Origin of the sequence: Pelodictyon luteolum DSM 273 (assembly GCF_000012485.1) — a bacterium.
Lineage (GTDB): Bacteria > Bacteroidota > Chlorobiia > Chlorobiales > Chlorobiaceae > Chlorobium > Chlorobium luteolum.
The window spans coordinates 1,165,826-1,183,361 of the sequence record NC_007512.1; the positions used below are offsets into that span (position 1 = coordinate 1,165,826).

The 17,536-nt window shown below is 51.0% G+C and carries 9 protein-coding genes; all 9 read left to right on the forward strand.

Annotated elements, in window-relative coordinates; translation table 11 throughout:
• Nucleotides 1-67 precede the first annotated feature (67 nt).
• The 9 genes from PLUT_RS11115 to PLUT_RS05390 all read left to right on the forward strand — a co-directional run bounded on the left by PLUT_RS11115 (nt 68) and on the right by PLUT_RS05390 (nt 17,531).
• Nucleotides 68-1,234 (forward strand): hypothetical protein, encoded by a 1,167-nt coding sequence (locus tag PLUT_RS11115; RefSeq protein WP_011357762.1) that lies wholly within the window; start codon nt 68-70, stop codon nt 1,232-1,234.
• A gap of 116 nt (nt 1,235-1,350) precedes the next feature.
• Complete coding sequence (locus tag PLUT_RS05355) at nt 1,351-4,863, forward strand: Vps62-related protein (RefSeq protein ID WP_041463825.1); 3,513 nt, start codon at nt 1,351-1,353, stop codon at nt 4,861-4,863.
• Nucleotides 4,864-4,892: 29 nt separating this feature from the next.
• The gene (locus tag PLUT_RS05360; RefSeq protein WP_011357764.1) at nt 4,893-6,023 is read left to right on the forward strand and encodes a protease inhibitor I42 family protein; all 1,131 of its coding nucleotides are present in this window, start codon (nt 4,893-4,895) and stop codon (nt 6,021-6,023) included.
• Between the two features lie 217 nt (nt 6,024-6,240).
• Nucleotides 6,241-8,007, forward strand: a complete 1,767-nt coding sequence (locus PLUT_RS05365) for a type II secretion pathway component PulD-like protein (protein ID WP_011357765.1) — start codon at nt 6,241-6,243, stop codon at nt 8,005-8,007.
• A 78-nt stretch (nt 8,008-8,085) separates the two neighbouring features.
• The gene (locus PLUT_RS05370; RefSeq protein ID WP_011357766.1) at nt 8,086-8,853 is read left to right on the forward strand and encodes a DUF4239 domain-containing protein; all 768 of its coding nucleotides are present in this window, start codon (nt 8,086-8,088) and stop codon (nt 8,851-8,853) included.
• A 61-nt stretch (nt 8,854-8,914) separates the two neighbouring features.
• On the forward strand, nt 8,915-12,367 hold the full coding sequence (locus PLUT_RS05375) for a Vps62-related protein (protein ID WP_238974631.1): 3,453 nt from the start codon (nt 8,915-8,917) through the stop codon (nt 12,365-12,367).
• 668 nt (nt 12,368-13,035) lie between these two features.
• Entirely contained in the window at nt 13,036-13,935 is a 900-nt protein-coding gene (locus tag PLUT_RS05380; protein WP_011357768.1) for an alpha/beta fold hydrolase, read from the forward strand.
• Between the two features lie 607 nt (nt 13,936-14,542).
• Nucleotides 14,543-15,571 (forward strand): ABC transporter substrate-binding protein, encoded by a 1,029-nt coding sequence (locus PLUT_RS05385; protein ID WP_011357769.1) that lies wholly within the window; start codon nt 14,543-14,545, stop codon nt 15,569-15,571.
• Nucleotides 15,558-17,531: a SpoIIE family protein phosphatase gene (locus PLUT_RS05390; RefSeq protein ID WP_011357770.1), complete on the forward strand. Its 1,974-nt coding sequence runs from the start codon at nt 15,558-15,560 to the stop codon at nt 17,529-17,531. The genes PLUT_RS05385 and PLUT_RS05390 overlap by 14 nt, the downstream gene beginning before the upstream one ends.
• Nucleotides 17,532-17,536 lie beyond the last annotated feature (5 nt).

Sequence of the window (17,536 nt, forward strand, 5' to 3'; positions counted from 1 at the left end):
TCGGTCACTATTGACCAACTTGGGTTTGTGAGGATTATCTCCCCCAACATTATCCCCGACGAATCCAATGAAACACCCATTCATTCAATTCAAGCGTTCAAGGCTTTCGGCAGGACTGATTGGCCTGTCGCTCGCCCTGCCGATGGCCTTCACGCCACAGATTACTAATGCCTATATCTGGGATGACGCCATACATGTGGGTAAAAGTGTGACCGATATAGGGTCATCGGCATACAAGAAGGCGAAGAGCGCTGCATCATCAGCTGCGAAAATTGCCGGAGATTCAGCTGTCAAGGCCGGCACAATGGCTGCGAGTGCAGATTATGACAAGGTTGCTGATATCGTGATTGATGCAGCATCAAACCCTGCTCCGTTCCGCAATGCGGTTCTTGATGAGCTCAGCAAACTCCCCCCTGGAAAGCTCGGTGAATTAAGCGGATCAGCCGCTGGTGTCTATAAGAATATTGACGACCAGTACGGGGAAGCTAAGGCGGCCACCTATAAAAGCTTATACAAGACTTACAAAGGCGATCTGCAAGAACTCATACGCCGTGCAAAAGAAAAGGATTTCGATATCAGTGAATACCGGAAATACTCACTTTACTACGGCATAGCGACAGCTGACTGGAGTAATCCAACAAAGGCGGCAACTGAAATTGCCAAGAATCAGTATACGGCGTTCTCATTCTACAGCAAGCATACCCTTCGAGGTACAGCGACTACAGAAACACGTAATCATATCGGCCTTACCAATGAGCGGATCGCTGAAGGCTTGAAGGAGCTACAGGAAGAACTCAAGGGAATCAATGCTGGTAAGGCAGGGCTAGCCATAATGTCCGAGTTTATGGGATCTGCCAGGAAGTCATACATCGGACCTGGAGAATATTTGCCGTCGGGGAGTTTCATCATTTCCGATAACGGCAAATACTCAGTTGTTTTCCAGAAAGACGGAAATCTGGTTTACCAAGGGGAAATCATGTTCGGACTCTTGAGCCACAATCGTCATGGGGATTTCGGGAAATACCGCGCACCGAGATGTATCCAGCAGTCTGACGGGAACCTCGTTGTCTATAACGGGAGCAGTGTTGTTGGGGCGACTCTGGCTCACGGCAAGGCGGGCGGCAAGTATTTTACGATCGTTCAGAATGACGGCAACGTCGTGACCTATCCCGGAACAGGCCCGTCGGACGTTCACGGCCCTGCCATCTGGTCATCGGGGACTGTCGTTAAGTAGGATCATAAATATGCTCATTTATTTGTAAAACAGAAGGGGATCACTTGGCTGTTATGGCTAAAGCGGTTGAACGGCCCAGTGGCACTAGATTTTCCTTAACCCAAACAGTGCCAGCAATGAAGTATTCAGTGAGAAGGCATCCAGTCATCCAAGCTTCGCTGCTCCTTGCCATTTCTAGCCCTGCCCCAGTGGGCGCGGAAGCCATCAACCCATTCAGTGAAGCGATTTCACAGAAGATACAGGCCGAGAAAGGCCATACCCCAAGCAGCCATGCGCACGCTTTCATGACGCCGACGAATGGTCTGTTCCGAGCCGCGGTGCCTGCGGCAATGACTCCGTCCGCGTCATCGGCTCATGCCGTTTATTCATCTTCGGCATCATGGCACAGCGAGGCGGAGTTCCTTGCCGGAGCCAGGGCCAACGGCGATGCTTGGGAGGCGAAAGGGCTGGTCGGGCCTGAGATTAAGACCATGCATTTGCGCCTAAGGTATGCTTATACCTATGATTTCGTCTATAACGACCGCGGATCCGGAGCTAAGGCAAATATCGCCATCTGGCGTCCCCGGGTTCCTGACGGGTGGGTACGCCTTGGTGATTACGCGCAGCCGGGAGCAAACTATAATGAATCCCAGCCAACCGGTAAGCCGCCTTGTCTTATCGTCATGTGGGACGACCGGTTTCCCCAGGGTGATTCGAAGAACGCCCCGTACCTTAAGCCGGCTACGGGCTTTACAAAGGCATGGGATGATACGAAGACCCATGGCAAGATGGACGGAAGTTTCTGGGTACCCATAAGTGCGAAAGGGTACGCACCTGTCGGCTGTGTTGCGAACGGGAGTCACAGCGCCCCAGCCGACCTCAACTGTGTCTACACGGTCAATACCGACTTGCTTACATGGACAGGGAACAGCTGGATCGGTCAGATATGGACCGACAGGAAATCTGGTGGAGTACATGACTGTGCTCTTTGGGCCTGGAAGCAGGATTCCCCGTCCGATAAAATCCTCCCCGGCATTCCGACCAACTCATTTTGGGCCGTCGGTTCCTACACGAAGAGTTTGGGTAGAGCCCCTGGAATGATCCTTGGCTTGAAGCCCGATATCGCAAGGTCTGAGGCAAGCAATGCGCTCATCGACACATATAGGCGGACATTAATCAGCGGTGTGAAGAAGGTCTATCAGGATAGTGCCACCGTTAAGCTTAAGCTCCTTGAAGCCAGTGTGAAAGCGAGGGCGAACGAAGCTGCCGGAGGAGGGGGCTCATTTGCGTCGATAGCGTCGGACTCCTTCATCAGTCCGGAGCTGAACGCCAAGATCAAAGCGCTGCCTGCAGTCGGTGCAAACGGGGGGACGACGGTATCAAATGATATGCCGACGGTCTCCTATGCAGCAACAATGTTCACTGGAAAGGCGAACCAGATTGCAGCTCTTGGCCGTTCTGTCGACCTGGGTCAGCTGCCTGGATTCGACAGCATCATGCAGCTCAAGGGGGTTACCGTAACCAATGCCAGTTTCAGTCAGGGGAGTATCACTTCTGGCAAGGAAAAAGGACAGCCTTGGATGTGCCTCAGCGGAGACGTTACCATTTCGACCCAGAAGTTCGGATCGGTTTCAGGCAAAGTGGTCGCCTTGTCGCGGCTCTACCAAAAGGAAGGCCTTCGCACCGGCTATGTGATTAGTGTTCCCTCAGCAGATGTGACGTCGAAGTTGCCGGCATTCGGGGCTCCTCCTCTAAATGCAGTCAAGTTTTCCGACGCCGCAATTACCTTCGGTCAGGAAGCCCATAGCTGGGAAGTAAGCGAATTGCCGACTGAAGTGAAGGATTTGCTGTCAGTCTATGTGCCTACGGGGAAAGAGGCGCTCAGGTTCCCCAAAGGAGAAAATGTCTGGCTTGTTTCTTCTGTTGCAGGCAACAGCCTGTTCAGTGCTCCGTTTAGCGTCCTTGATGCAGCCCCCCCGAAGGTGCTCTTTTCGGCGATCTTTCCAGACAAGCCTGCGGATTCGTTCAAGTTGCGGGCAAAGTTGCTTAGCAGTTACAAGGCGGCTTTTCTTCCTCATGGAATCAAGATTGACACGCCTGACCTGGAGATTAGCTCAGGTCCTTTTAATGGGGTAACGCTATGGTCAAACCTGCACATTGACCTTTCGAAGCAGTTCCAAGTCGATCTTCCAGCGCGGATTGATATTCCTGTAGGAGCGAATCCCCTTGCAGGAATAAGCGTATCGGGCCTTATTCCCGGGAGCTGGAAGAATCCCATGGGGCTGAAAGGCCTTGAATTGGATTCCATGAGGGTTGGCGGCACGTTTGGCGGCGTTTCGCCGAGTCTTGGCCTGGGAGGAATCTTGGACCTTGGTCAAGGATGGAAGTTCGATCTAGCCGGTTCATTCTCATTCGCTTCGCCTGTGGCTCTTTCAGGCATGAGCTGCTCACTTGACCGCGATCTTTCACTGGGTGACCTGGTTTCCCTTTACGGGATCGTCTTGAAGGCGGCTACCCCTTCTGCGCAGCTACCTGCGCCGTCGACGGTCGATCTGCCCCTTGCCAACCTCAAGGTGATGAAGCCGAGCTTCGCAATTGCCGAATTTGACATCCCTGCCATGAACCTTCGTCAGGGGTTGACCTTTGATGGGGGCCTAAGCATCGGAACTGCCCAGCTGGGATCTGCTTCAGTCTGGATGCTTGCCGGCAAGGGGCTGGACTGCAAAGGGTGGATTTCTCCGTTTTCGTTTGGTCCGTTCAAGGTCAGCGGGAATGGCAAGGACAAGCTCTACAATACTCGTGATGATGCCCCTTATCTTGACCTGGAGTATACCCCGAAAACCGCGTACAGTGTCAGCCAACACTGTTACCTAAGTGGCCGGACTATGGTGGCCGGAGCCCCCATGAACATCCAGCTTAACCTGGGCAAGGATAATCTGGCAGTAGATATCGATGGCAAGCTGGGAGGCCTTTTCGATGCCCATATCGGCGCACAGGGAACCCAAGCGGTACTCTCCGATATCAGCAAGGGAGGAAGCCTCGCTTTTCAGGCAGAAATGAGGAACTCAGGCATTGATGCTCTTGCAGGGAAAATCGACGGCCAGCTGGGATCCAGCTCTGTTGTAAAAAAAGCCATTGATCTTGTCGGGGGGGGATTCGCTATTCGCTCTGTCCAGTTCTCCGGAACACTTGACGGAATCAATGCTGGAGCAATTTCCGGCGGATCAGTCAAGGCGAGTGCATTCGGCAGGCCTGCCGATATTTCGTTCAGTGCGACGAATGTACCAGGGCTTGAATCGCTGGTATCCGGTCTGATGGTCAAAAAGGTTGAAAGTATTGCGATGGCGGTGCTGAAGGATCCGCTCGCATTCTTCGGGAATGTCTGCACGAATATGGGTGATCTGGGGACCGATGTCCTTTCCGGTGTTACCAGTAAGTTGCAGAAAAGCCCGACGCAGTACTTCACTGATGCCCAGACCGCAGCTACATCGGCTGGGGATCAGGCGTATCAAGCTGCCAGTGCTGCGGCGACTGTAGCAAAAGAGACGGCTGACAAGGCAGCAAGGGCTGCCGAACAGGCGGCCAAAAAAATGGCTGAGACCCTGAAGAAGATCGCGGAAGAGGCCTGGAAAGCTGTACGATTCTGGTAATTCTACCTCCAAAAAAACGCATCATCATCATGAAAATCGAAAAGCTGTTTGCAACCGTTGCTTTGACAGGCATGGTCCTGTTCCAGCCTCAGTCTAGTGTCTATAGCTGGCCAAGTATTCCTCATCCAAAACCACCTGTTCCGATTCCGCATCCCCCCATTCCGAATCCGCCGGTGCCGGTTCCTGTACCCAAGCCTCCAGTCAATCCGGCAGAGCAGATCCGTCATGCCACAGAGGCTGCCACGAAAACCATGAACAAGGCTGCTTCGGGGGATTTCGATGGCGTCGCTGACGACTGTATTGGGGCGGCATCGAATCCCGCCCCGTTCAGGGACGTTGCACTGAAAGCACTTGTTCGTGCAACCCCCTCCCAGCTCCGGGGAGTGTCCGAGAAAGCGACATCTATCTACAAAAACCTTGATGACCAGTACGGACAGATAAAGGCGGATACTTATCGCTCTCTTTACGAATCCTACAAGGGCGACTTCAAAGAAATTGCCGCCCGGATTGAAAAGGGCGACTACGATATCAGCGAGTACAGGAAATACGCGCTGGCATACGGGCTGGCTACTGCCGACTGGAGCAATCCAGCGGCAGCTGTCGAAAAGATCGCCAGTAACCAGTATGCAGTCTACTCCTGGTACAGCAAGCATACCATTCGGGGTGCGGCCATAAGTGCAACCCGCAACCACTTCGGTGCTGACGATGCCGCTGTAGAGGGGGGGATCCGGCAGTTGGCCCAAAACCTCAAGGAGGCAAACGCCGGAGTGGCCGGTGGGGCAATCATGGCTGAGTTCGTCAAGAATCTCAGAATCATAACCGTTACGGTCAAGCCTCAGGAGGAGACACTAATAGAACTTCCAGCAAATCCTTCGACAGGGTATTCTTGGTCGTTCGTGAGTCTCGATCCCGGTGTGGTTACATTTAACGTCTTAGACAAGTCTGCTGTGGCAACCGGAATCGCGAAGAATACATGGATGCCATTTAAACCCCCAATACATCCAGTCAAGCCTGTCGTAGTAGGGAAGGCAGATGCCGTCCACATCAAAATCAGGGCGAATAAGGCTGGATCCGGTCGGATCTTGGGTCTCTACTCCCGCCCTTGGGACAAGGAGACTGGAGAGCTCACTGAGATAAGGGTCATCTCCGACAACCGATAACCGGCTCCACTATTAAAAGCATTCGTCCATCCCTCAAAAAAATCGAGTCGTATTGATCAATGCCAACGCAAGAACTCAAAATTATCTCTTGAAGGCTTGCGTTGGCCATTATACGCATGCAATTTTACTTCGCCTGCCTGCACATTTTAACTCAAACTGCGGGAGTATTCCTGATTGCAATTGTAGGTTATCAATAACTGCATCACCCCCATTTTACATGCCTGTCTTTACATCCGGACTCATAAGGGCTGTACTGGCCATAATTCTTCTTCAGTCTGTTCTCGTAACAGCCGGTCCTGTTTACGCGGGAAAGAAAAAGTCTGAAACACGGGAGCTTGCCGGCAAGGGCATCACCGAACTCCAGTCCGGTGATTTCATCAAGGCCAACGAGTATTTCAACCGGGCCCTGAAGCTCGATCCCACGTCCTCGCAGCTGAACTTCCTCAACGCCCTGACCTACCACGCCCGCACCGGCAGCGAAGGCGTGCAGAACTACGATCTTGCCGACGAAGGCTACCAGATAGCCATCCGCCATGATGATACCAATTGGCTGTACTATTACACTTATGGCTTGAGCCGGCTTGATCGCAAGCAATACAGTTCAGCAACCCAGCTTCTTGCTGACGCAGTTTTACTTAATGACCGTGAACCGGATCTCCTATATGCATTAGTGTATGCCGCCTATTATGCATCTGATTTATCAAGTGCCAATGCTGCAATGTATCGACTAAGCGCTCTTGAGCCTGAAAGCCGAAGGGTAAAAGCAGCTAAAATACTGCTGGCAGCGGCATCCGGTGACAATATCAGTGCGAGTAAGGAACTATCCTCATATGAGCGCCTCTTCCCTGATGATGATTCCCTGCGAAATTTGAAAATCAGGGCAGGCGAGTGGAATCATATGATTGAGTATATCCGTAGTAATCCGGATTCCATGAGTGAGGGACAAAATCCCGGAGCCGCCTCAATGGAGGAAAATTTGCCTATGCCGGACATGGTAATCATTGATGCCGTGATCTTGCGGAATGAAGACGAGATAACTCATAGTAAAGGGGTCAACCTTCTTAATGGTCTCTCGCTTCAGTTCGGCAACTCATCAAACCCAGCAATCTCATTCAATAGGGCATATTCAAGTTCATGGACACATAATCCGGATGGTACAGACGATACCATAGCTAAAAGCATAACCAATACCATTACAGGCATTATTTCAGTGCCGGCACTGACCTATAGCATGAACATTTTCAATATGGGCAGTTCGAAGATTGATGTTATTGCCAGACCGACGCTCACCGGTATGCTGAATATTGACTCCGAATTCTTTTCTGGAAATCAGATTGATGCTGCAGTTGCTGGAAGCGCGGATTCAAGCCCAATATCCATCAACAAAGAAATCGGAGTTACCATGCATGTCCGACCCAATGAAATTACCCGCAACAAGGTAAAACTTCATGTCGAAGTATCCCGATCATTTCTTGATACAACGGATAAAGATAAAATCACTTATCAGTATATGGTCACCACATCAAATACCAAGGTGACAACTGATGTGGATATCGCATTCGGTGAAACCATGATTCTTAGCGGCCTATATGAGCGCGAAGCTGTAGATACGCGGGACGGCGTGCCAATTCTTCAAGACATCCCACTATTGCAGTACTTGTTCTCTAAAAAGACTGAGCGATTGTTTCAGCGCTCGGTCATCATTCTTTTGACTCCATACATCAACCCGAAGTCATACAATTTTAACACAAGGGCCACCGTCGTCCAAGATCTTAAAAAAAACAAGTCCCTAATAAAATTACGAAAGAAGCACCCGGACTGGTATGTCGATGTTGACATGACCAGCGACAGGATTTTGGAACATTTACAGCATAATCATTTTGTTAAAGAATTTCGTAGCGGTGATTTAATCCGGTATAAAATGGTCAATCCAGCAAATCTTGACTATAGGGTAGGAAGGGGTTTTGGGTTCCTGTATTACTGATTTACATCTAACAATAATAGCAAAGAATCCCTTGAATTGTGAGTCTTTCAGTGCCCGCAAGGCTATGATCTAGAATAAATGGAGGATTTAATGGCTCTTATGTTTGCTGTTCTATTTGGAACGGCGATGTTTGCCGTTACCGGAGCATTCATCACTAGAAAGTTTTTCGGGTATAAAGTACTGGAGAAAAACAATGATGTAGCAGGCTTCATTTATGGCGTTCTGGGTGTGATGTACTCCGTTTTCCTTGCATTCGTAATCATTGACGAATGGGAAATTCGCCGTGATGCAGAATCAAACATTCAGCAAGAGGTCAACAGCCTTGCATCGGTGTATCGTGGCCTAAATCTCCTTGAAAATCCTCAGGTAACGCGAATTCAGAGCACCATAGAAGAATATTTCAGGGTTGTAGCAAATAATGAATGGCCCCTCATGGCTGAAGGAAAGGCAAGTGTTGCGGCAGAGAGGCAATCTATTGACATTATTCAGTCTATTTACCACATAGAGCCACGGTCAAGATTTGAAGAACTTTGGCTCGTGCGTATCATAAGCGATCTTGATGCATTTGAATCTGCACGCTTATCAAGAATAATGTCTGCAAAATATACCCTTAATGTTTTTTTCTGGGCAGTCTTGGTAAGTGGTGCCATTCTGACCATTGGATTTGCATGGTTGTTTGGCACCCCTAATTTTTTGGCGCAGTCAATCATGATGGCTTTTCTCGGCGCTGTGATGGCAATGCTGATCTGCATTGCCCTTTCCCTTGACCATCCATTCAAGGGAATCATACCTCTTGATTACGATGAGTTTCTCAACCAATCGGAATTAATCAAAGGGGATGGATAGACCTTTGACTGTCGGTGTTCATTGATTAGCTGTATATCCCAATAATATAATCATTTCGACCATGTTATTATTCCATTGGCTCATTAGGTCGTTGCCGACAAGGGGGATTAAGGTTCTTTTTGTTTCATCAATGTTAGTGCTGGTGCCTGTCTTAAGCGCAGATGGAGGTGGTATTCATATACGCCCCATTGGCGTCCCCCTGCGGGAACCGGTCATCCCACATTTCATTTTTGATGTTATATCTGATCCGCTGACTCAGGATCAGGTCAACAAGGGAAATACCAATCCGTCAACTTGGACGAATCATGACCAATTTCTAGCTGGTGCCACTCTTGCAGCCAAGCAATATGAAGCTAAAGGATTGGTTGGTCCGGAAATCAAGACACAGCATCTTATCGTCCGCTATTCATATCATTACGATAAGCAGATCTGGAATGACAGCGGAAGCGGTGCCTACAGCAACATTGCATTTTGGCGTCCATCGGTTCCTCCCGGGTGGGTAAGGCTCGGAGACTATCCGGAACCAGGGGCGAATTACGCCGGAGTTGCGCCATATCCCCCCTGTCTTATTGTCATGTGGGATGACCGGTTCCCGCAGGGGGACGCCAATGGAGCATATATGAAAAGGCCCTTGCGTTACGATTGGTCATGGGACGATTCAGGCTCTGGCGGTAGATATAATGGTTCATTTTGGCTCCCAGTTAGTCCGAATGGATACTCTCCCGTAGGTTTTGTTTGCTCAGGAGAAGCTATTGACGGGAATGGTCATAATGTCCCGACAGATATGACCTTGGCCTATTGCGTGAGAAACGATCTTTTGACCTGGACAGGATCCAAATGGATCGGTCCGCTTTGGACTGATGAGGGCTCTGGGGCAAGGGGGCAGTGCTCCGTGATGAGTTGGACCCAGACTCCTGAGGGAGCTGCGATTGACCCTGGTGTGGTGACGAGTTCATTCTGGAATATCCAGTGGACACGTCATCCCAATATGGCAGCATCCGGGCCAGGAATGATTCGTCTCTTAAGGCCAGAGCAGGCGCAATCGAAAGCGATTGCTAAGGCTACCAAAATTCATGCCACAGGTTTATCTCAAGGAATTCAAGCAGTAGTGCAGACAGCGCTCAAAGCGCATCAGGACTCTCTGACACTCGTTACAAACCAACTCCATGCAACGATCCCCTCTGATCCGGATAAGATCTCGCGTCCTGCCCAGATTAGTGGTAATGAAAAGCTGATAGGAGGAGATACGGCCAGCCAATCTATCCCTGCAGTAACCCATTCGCCAAGCCAGTTTTCAGCAACCGGCAGCATGCTGGCCGGCATCGGCAATTCCATTGGCCTTGACCAGCTTCCCGGATTTAATCAGATTCCATTGCTGAAGGGCGTTAGGGTCACTGATGCAGAGTTTACGCAGGGAACCATCGCCACAGGCCCAGAAGCAGGCCAGCCCTGGATGTGTCTCAGCGGAAATGTCACGGTACAAACCAATCGGTTCGGATCTGTCAGCGGTCAGGTGATCGCTCTCTCCAGGCTCTATAAAAAGGAAGGCTTGCGGACCGGTTATGTCATTAAAGTGCCAACAACGGCGGTAGCGTCAAAACTGCCCGGCTTAAACAGCGATCCTTTGAATGCGCTGCATTTTTCCGATGCTGCAGTTACCTTTGGTCAGGAGACTCATTCCTGGAATGTTGCCGATCTACCGGTAGAGGTCAAAACTGCATTGCAGGCATATGCTCCAACCGGAAAAGAACTCATCACCTTCCCGAAAGGAGAGAATGTCTGGCTTGTAGCATCAGTACAAAGCAACAGCCTGTTGGCAGCACCATTCACAGTGCTTAATGCAGCGCCTGCCAAAGTACTCTTTACAGCGATTTTCCCTGAAAAACCGACTGATCCGTTCAAACTCAGGGCAACCCTCCAGACTAAATACAAAACGACGGGCTTTCTTCCTTCCGGAATCAATCTGGATATGCCTGACATGGAAATCAGTACGGGTTCATTCAATGGTGTGACGCTGTGGTCCGACCTGCACCTGAACCTCTCAAAAAAACTGCATGTCGACCTGCCGGCCCGTCTTGATTTTCCGGTTGGCGTCAATCCGCTTTCGGGCATCAGCGTTTCAGGTATCATCCCTGGAACATGGAAAGACCCCATGGGCCTCAAGGGCTTGTCGCTGTCTGAGATGAAGATTTCCGGCACCTTCGGGTCACTGCCGAATCTTGGACTTGCTGCGAATATGAACCTCGGTCAAGGCTGGGATCTGGATTTAGCTGGTGCACTGTCCTTTACCTCACCGGTAGCGCTAACAGGTTTACGATGCGATATACCACGCGACCTCAGTCTTGGTGATCTGATTTCGCTGCATGGCATCATCATGAAAGCTGCCATACCATCAGCTCAAATTCCGAGTCTTGCGACGCTGAAGTTGCCAATAGATGTAGTTAAAATCACCAAGCCCTCGTTTTCGATTGCGGAAGTAGATATGCCTGCTCTCAACTTCAGGCAGGGGATAAGCTTTAACGGAGGCTTGAAGCTCGGGACAGCAGATCTGGGCTCTGCCTATTTATGGATGCTTGCCGATAAAGGCCTGGAATGCACGGGATGGGTCTCGCCGTTCAATGTCGGTCCCATAAAGATCAGTGGTGCCGGGCCGGACAAGCGCTCCGGGACTCCGGATGACAAACCGATGCTCGACTTGAAGTATACTCCAAAGTCGGCCTTTGATGTCTCACAGCGTTGCTACTTGAGCGGAACGGCTAGTATTCCGGGTGTTGGGCTTGATGCCTTTGTGGATATCGGGAAAGATAACTTGAAGATGAATCTTGATGGGATGCTGGCCGGAGTCCTTGATGCCCAGATTGTAGCATCGGGAACACAGGCCGTGCTTACAGATGTCACAAAGGGAGGGGATATGGCATTTGAAGGGTTCCTTCGTACCCACGCGGTCCAGAACATTAAGAATGCCGTGAACAATTCCATTGGAGGCAATAGTGTAGTAAAGAAAGCCATTGACTTTATCGGTGGAGGCATTGATATCCGATCGGTACGTGTCAAGGGATCACTTGATGGTCTTTCAAAAGGGACTCTGGCGAGCGGCTCTGTTCATGCTGCAGCATTCGGAAAAGCAATCAATATTGATTTTGCGCAGGTATCCATTGCCGATTTCAACACAAGCATAGCATCCCAAATTGGCGCTAGGGTCATCACTATTGCTCAAGACCTAATCACTAATCCTGGTGCATATTTTAAGGCACTTTGTGATCTGTCAGTTGAACTGGGGGGGGACGTCGTCAAGCTGTTCAAAATGGATCCCACGCAATATTACTCACAAGCGACACAGGACATAGCCAGTGTCGGTATTAAAGCTTTTGATTCGGCCAAGCAAGGAGCCCAGTTTGCGCAGAACACGGCCAAGGAAGCCGCAAAAGCTGCAGAAGGTGCTGCGAAAAAGGTTGAAAAGGTTCTGTCCGACATTGCTAGTGGAGCCTTGAAACTGCTCAAAAGCTTTTTTTGATTAATACTGCTTACAGCCAGCACCCATCAGACACAGCATATATGCGATTCATCGCATATATGCTGTCACTAGTGTCCGGTTATATCTTAAATACATTCGACTGGTTATCGGTATAGGTATTCTCGATTGTGCCGCCTGAATTCGTAACTAGTTGTAAAATATCGACTTTCTTGAATACGCTGACGCTCAAGATCTCGGCGTGATTTTTGGGTGATGTCGCGAAACGGGTTTCCAATAAACTACAGCCCGCTTCCGGTTGTTTGATTTGCTGACCAGTACATTTCCCCGCGATTGTGAATTGATGTCGTGAAACACAGGGTTTCAATAGGCTATATTAATGTATGGAGGGCCGCTGGAGAGCAGTGGAGCGGGAGCGAAACCGCTCTCCCTCTTGCCCTCTCCACCTCCTACTGGGAAATTCAGTATTCCCTCACGGGTCGGCCTACAGTTTTCCAGCGGTTACGTTTATTCGAGAGCTCGCTTTCACAAGTTGGTTCCCCTTGGTGGGATAATAGGCAGCGGAGGATATTGGTCAATAAAAGACCTGTTTTTATTACAGCCCCCCCCTGCATCCTTGATATCCGTCCATTATGTCAGTTGCTGGAGGAGCAGCGCAAAAATTCCCGTTTAAATCATCTCATCGGCAAAAAATGAACCATCAGGAATTAATGCCCGGGATCATTGCTGATCCGGTTACCGTCGAGACCAAGGCCGGTATAATTGAATATTCATTGACAGGATCGAATGGTCCGGTCGTCATGGTCGTGCATGGTGGCCTTGGAGGTTATGACCAGGCACGGGTCATGGCTGCACGATGGATTAATGAGAACAACTTTCGCATCCTGTGCCCGTCCCGCCCCGGTTACCTTGGCACTCCGCTTGAGAGTGGCCGGAGCATGGAAGAGCAGGCCGACCTCTTCGCTTCACTTCTGGACCATCTCGGGATCGAGAAGGTGGTTGTCGTCAGTGCATCTGCAGGAGGCCCTCCAGGCTATGTTTTCGCAATGCGCCATCCCGAACGGGTATCAGCCATGATTGCCATCGACTGTGTCAGTGGTTATTACGACCTTCCGGAAAAGGTCGGCCCGGTTGCCGAAGCGCTCTTTCTCAACAGCTTTGGTCAAAAGCTAACAAGCATGATGGAAAAGATCAGTCCGGCTTCATTCCTGAAGCAGCTGTTCGTTACCGAGGCGTATTACACCAAGGAGCAGATGAAAACGCATATCGACTTTGCCATCAATACTCCATCCGCCCTTGAATTCGTAGATGCCTTCATGAACACCATGTACCCGTACAAGCCCCGTAAGGCCGGAACGGATAATGATATGGCAATCTACAGGACCTATACCCGACTGCCATTGAGCGGCATACAATGCCCGACGCTCATCATCCATGGGACCCATGATGCCGATGTCAAGTTCTACGATGGTGTCTATGCATATGAAAGCATTGAGGGGGCAGAACGCCACTGGATTGAATTCGGATCGCATGTCGGATTCTGGGTCAGTCCAGGCTCTGCTGCTGCCCAGAAACATGCTGCAGCTTTTCTCGAACGCCATGCCGGCTGATACCCGGAGCATTGTAGCGTGCCTGCCCACACCTCCGTAACCCCCATCCCTGGGGTATCTTCTCTGCCCGCCTTACCTATGCGATGCCGGAGCGATCATAAACCGTTCCGGCATCAGTTTCGCAGGGTGGCTCCTGAGATGTGGAGGTATTTCAGGACATAGACCCGGTATCTGGTTACGCCGCCTTTGGTGGTTACCAGCTAGTCCAAACCGCCAAGGAGCCAGCGGTGCCAACGGGTGAGGTACTGCCAGAGACTGTGTTGGGTTTTCTTGCTGTATTGGGTAACTTATTGAAGTAGTCGTGATTGTAATAGTTGGATACATTCAACCATTGGGATCAAAAGGAGACCCTCATGTCATTAGAGCAGGCAGAAGCGTTCCCCGAGAGCAGATTATGAGCATCGAGGATGCTGCCGGACGCCTTCCCTTCATCCACATTGAGGGATTGAGGATTGTCATGATGACTGGCTCCCAAGATAGGTTCAGTGCCAAGTGATTCTTCGGCCTTGGAATATCTCCTGCTGCACCTTATGCAATGATTACAAGCCGGGGTCTTTGGCTTCTTAACCTGTCCATGTCTTTCTTGCAACTCCAGTCCCTCGGTGCCATGCACGAACGCCAGCGATCAACAGGTTCCTTACTGTTCCAGGCATTCAGCCTGATGGTTGTTGTTGCGCTGCTTTCCCTTGCTGCATATCCTTCCCTGCTCCATGCAGAACCCCCGCTTAAAAAAGCTTCCCTCATTCCTCTCTGGAGCCCGCAGGCACAGTTTGCCGGGTATTATGTTGCCCTTGAAAAAGGGCTGTACCGCCGTTACGGGGTTGAACTGAGTATCCTGAACGGAGGCTCGGGCAATTCGCCAGTCGAGGCCCTCCAGAGCGGCAGGGCCGACTATGCGGTGATGTGGCTGACCACGGCGTTGCGGCATCGTGATGCAGGGATACGTCTTGTGAACATAAGTCAGGTTATCCAGCGCTCTTCGATGATGCTTATTTCCAGGAAATCCAGCAGGATTGATTCATTGCAGGGGATGAACGGAAAAAAGGTCGGACTGTGGGACGGAGATTTATCGATTCCACCACTGACGTTGTTTTCCCGCAGGGGCATTACGATCCGTCAGGTACCGCTAACAAATACGGTGAACCTGTTCCTGCGCGGGGGGATTGAGGTGACCTCGGCGATGTGGTACAACGAGTATCACGTGATCCTGAACTCAGGGGTGGACGCCGATGAACTCAATGCGGTCTTTCTGAGCGAACAGGGCGTGAACTTCCCGGAAGACGGGATTTACGGGCTTGAAAAGACCGTGAAGGGCGATCCTGCTTTGGCTGCAGCCATTGCGGATGCCTCACGGGAGGGGTGGCAGTACGCGTTCGATCATCCTGAAGAGGCACTTGATATTGTAATGAAATATATGCTTCGTGCTCATGTACCGGCAAACCGGATGCACCAGAAGTGGATGCTGAACCGGATGCGCGACCTTATCATGCCCGGTACGGCTTTCGGCAAAATGCCGTCCGGAACATTGGATCGGAAGGACTACCATGATGCAGGAAATGCCATGCAGCGTGCAGGGCTGATAGGGGGGTGTCCGGACTATGCCGATTTTACCTGGAGACATGATGCAGTTCAGTAAGAGCATTGTCATCCGCATGATTGTGGTGATTACCCTGTGCAGCGCAGGAATTTTCGCCGTAACGCTGGTCGTCAACTATATGCAGTCACGGAGCATGCTTGAAATGGAGCTTGAAAAGAATGCCCGCAATCTGGCATCTTCACTGGCCAACAGGGTGGACGCAGAGCTGGTTTCGGTGGCGAAGGTGACGGAGGGGATGGCACGCTCACTCGATACGGCTGAATATAATCGAGAGGGGCTTGTTCCCCTCATTGGCAGCATGCTTGATTCCAACCCGTCTGTCTATGGTTCGGCTATTGCATTCGAGCCTTATGCATTCAATAAGCAGGAGCGCCTCTATGCGCTCTACCTGTTCCGTGACGAAGGAACGGTAAAGGCAATCCGTCTTGATGCCTCCTACCGGTATGTGCCGTATCTTTATCAGGACTGGTACCAGATTCCCGTCGAGCTGCAGGCGCCAGTGTGGAGCGAGCCTTATTTTGACGATGGAGGCGGGAATGCGACCATGGCGACCTGTTCGGTTCCCTTTTATTATTCGAGCGGGGGAAAAAAGGAGGTTAAGGGGGTGGTATCGGCAGATATCCGGCTTGATTCACTGACCCAGCTGATATCTTCCGTCAGAATCCTCAAAACCGGTTATGCGATGCTCCTGTCGCGAAACGGCATGGTGCTCACCCATCCTGACAGTTCATTCATCATGAACGAGTCAATTTTCAGCATTGCCGAAGAGCGTAGCGATCCTGTGTTGCGGGAGATGGGAAGAAAGATGATTGCGGGAGAGTCGGGTTTTGTCCACCATTCCCTGACGGACGAGCCTGGCTGGATGTATTATGCTCCTATCCGTTCGACAGGGTGGACTCTGGCTGTTGTTTTTCCTGAAGCGGAACTGTTCGAAAAAGTAAGGAACCTGAGCCTGACTATGGCAGGGATTGGCACTGGCGGCCTATTGCTTCTTGCGCTGGTTGTGGCCATGGCCACCCGTTCCATAACCCTTCCGCTCAGGGCGCTGGCAAGTGCAACGGGGCCGATGGCTTCAGGTAACTTCGATGTTGAACTGCCTGCTGTCCGCTCGAACGATGAAATCGGCATGCTCACCAGTTCATTCCGCATGATGGGGGAGTCACTGAAAGAGTATATCCGCAACCTGACGGAAACTACGGCACAGAAAGAACGGATACAGAGTGAGCTGCAGATGGCCACCGACATTCAGGCGAGCCTCCTGCCCCGTATCTTCCCGGCATTCCCTGAGCGCCCCGAGTTCGATATCTTTGCATCGATGGATGCGGCCAAAGAGGTCGGTGGAGATTTTTATGATTTCTTTTTCATCGATGACAGTCATCTCTGTTTCCTTATTGCCGATGTTGCAGACAAAGGTGTGCCTGCGGCACTCTACATGATGGTTGCAAAGACGCTTCTGAAGTCGGAGGCGCAGCGGTTGAGAGATCCCGGTGTGATTCTTGAGCATGTGAACAACATCCTTGCCGAAGATAATGAGAGCTGCATGTTCGCTACCGTGTTCTGCGCCATACTCGATACCGCATCAGGGGAGCTGATCTTTTCGAATGCAGGCCACAACCCGCCGCTCCTCGTCGGTTCGGGCGGTGTGCGTTATCTGGACGTGAAGCCGGGATTCCTGCTTGGACCCGTGCCGGATTCCCGGTACGAGACCGAACGCATCACACTGCGCAACGGTGATGTATTCTTCCTCTATACGGACGGGGTCACCGAAGCAAAAAACAGGGAGGATGAACTGTTCGGGGAGCAGCGCCTGCTGGAGATTCTGCAGGGTGATTTCTCCATGGCGGTGGAAGATATGGTCCATGCCGTCCGCTCCAGTGTGGCGGGGTTTGCTGAAGGGGCGGCGCAGTCGGACGACATCACGATGGTTGCGCTGCAATACACGGGAAATGGCATATCAAGTTCAGCAATTGATGCCCCGCTGATTATAAGTAAAAGCTGACAGCA

Excerpts from the sequence above, each read along its gene's own strand:
- PLUT_RS05385 (WP_011357769.1), top strand. The coding sequence starts at position 14,543 with ATGCACGAACGCCAGCGATCAACAGGTTCCTTACTGTTCCAGGCATTC.
- PLUT_RS05370 (WP_011357766.1), top strand. The coding sequence starts at position 8,086 with ATGGAGGATTTAATGGCTCTTATGTTTGCTGTTCTATTTGGAACGGCG.
- PLUT_RS05390 (WP_011357770.1), top strand. The coding sequence starts at position 15,558 with ATGCAGTTCAGTAAGAGCATTGTCATCCGCATGATTGTGGTGATTACC.
- PLUT_RS11115 (WP_011357762.1), top strand. The coding sequence starts at position 68 with ATGAAACACCCATTCATTCAATTCAAGCGTTCAAGGCTTTCGGCAGGA.
- PLUT_RS05365 (WP_011357765.1), top strand. The coding sequence starts at position 6,241 with ATGCCTGTCTTTACATCCGGACTCATAAGGGCTGTACTGGCCATAATT.
- PLUT_RS05380 (WP_011357768.1), top strand. The coding sequence starts at position 13,036 with ATGCCCGGGATCATTGCTGATCCGGTTACCGTCGAGACCAAGGCCGGT.
- PLUT_RS05360 (WP_011357764.1), top strand. The coding sequence starts at position 4,893 with ATGAAAATCGAAAAGCTGTTTGCAACCGTTGCTTTGACAGGCATGGTC.
- PLUT_RS05355 (WP_041463825.1), top strand. The coding sequence starts at position 1,351 with ATGAAGTATTCAGTGAGAAGGCATCCAGTCATCCAAGCTTCGCTGCTC.
- PLUT_RS05375 (WP_238974631.1), top strand. The coding sequence starts at position 8,915 with ATGTTATTATTCCATTGGCTCATTAGGTCGTTGCCGACAAGGGGGATT.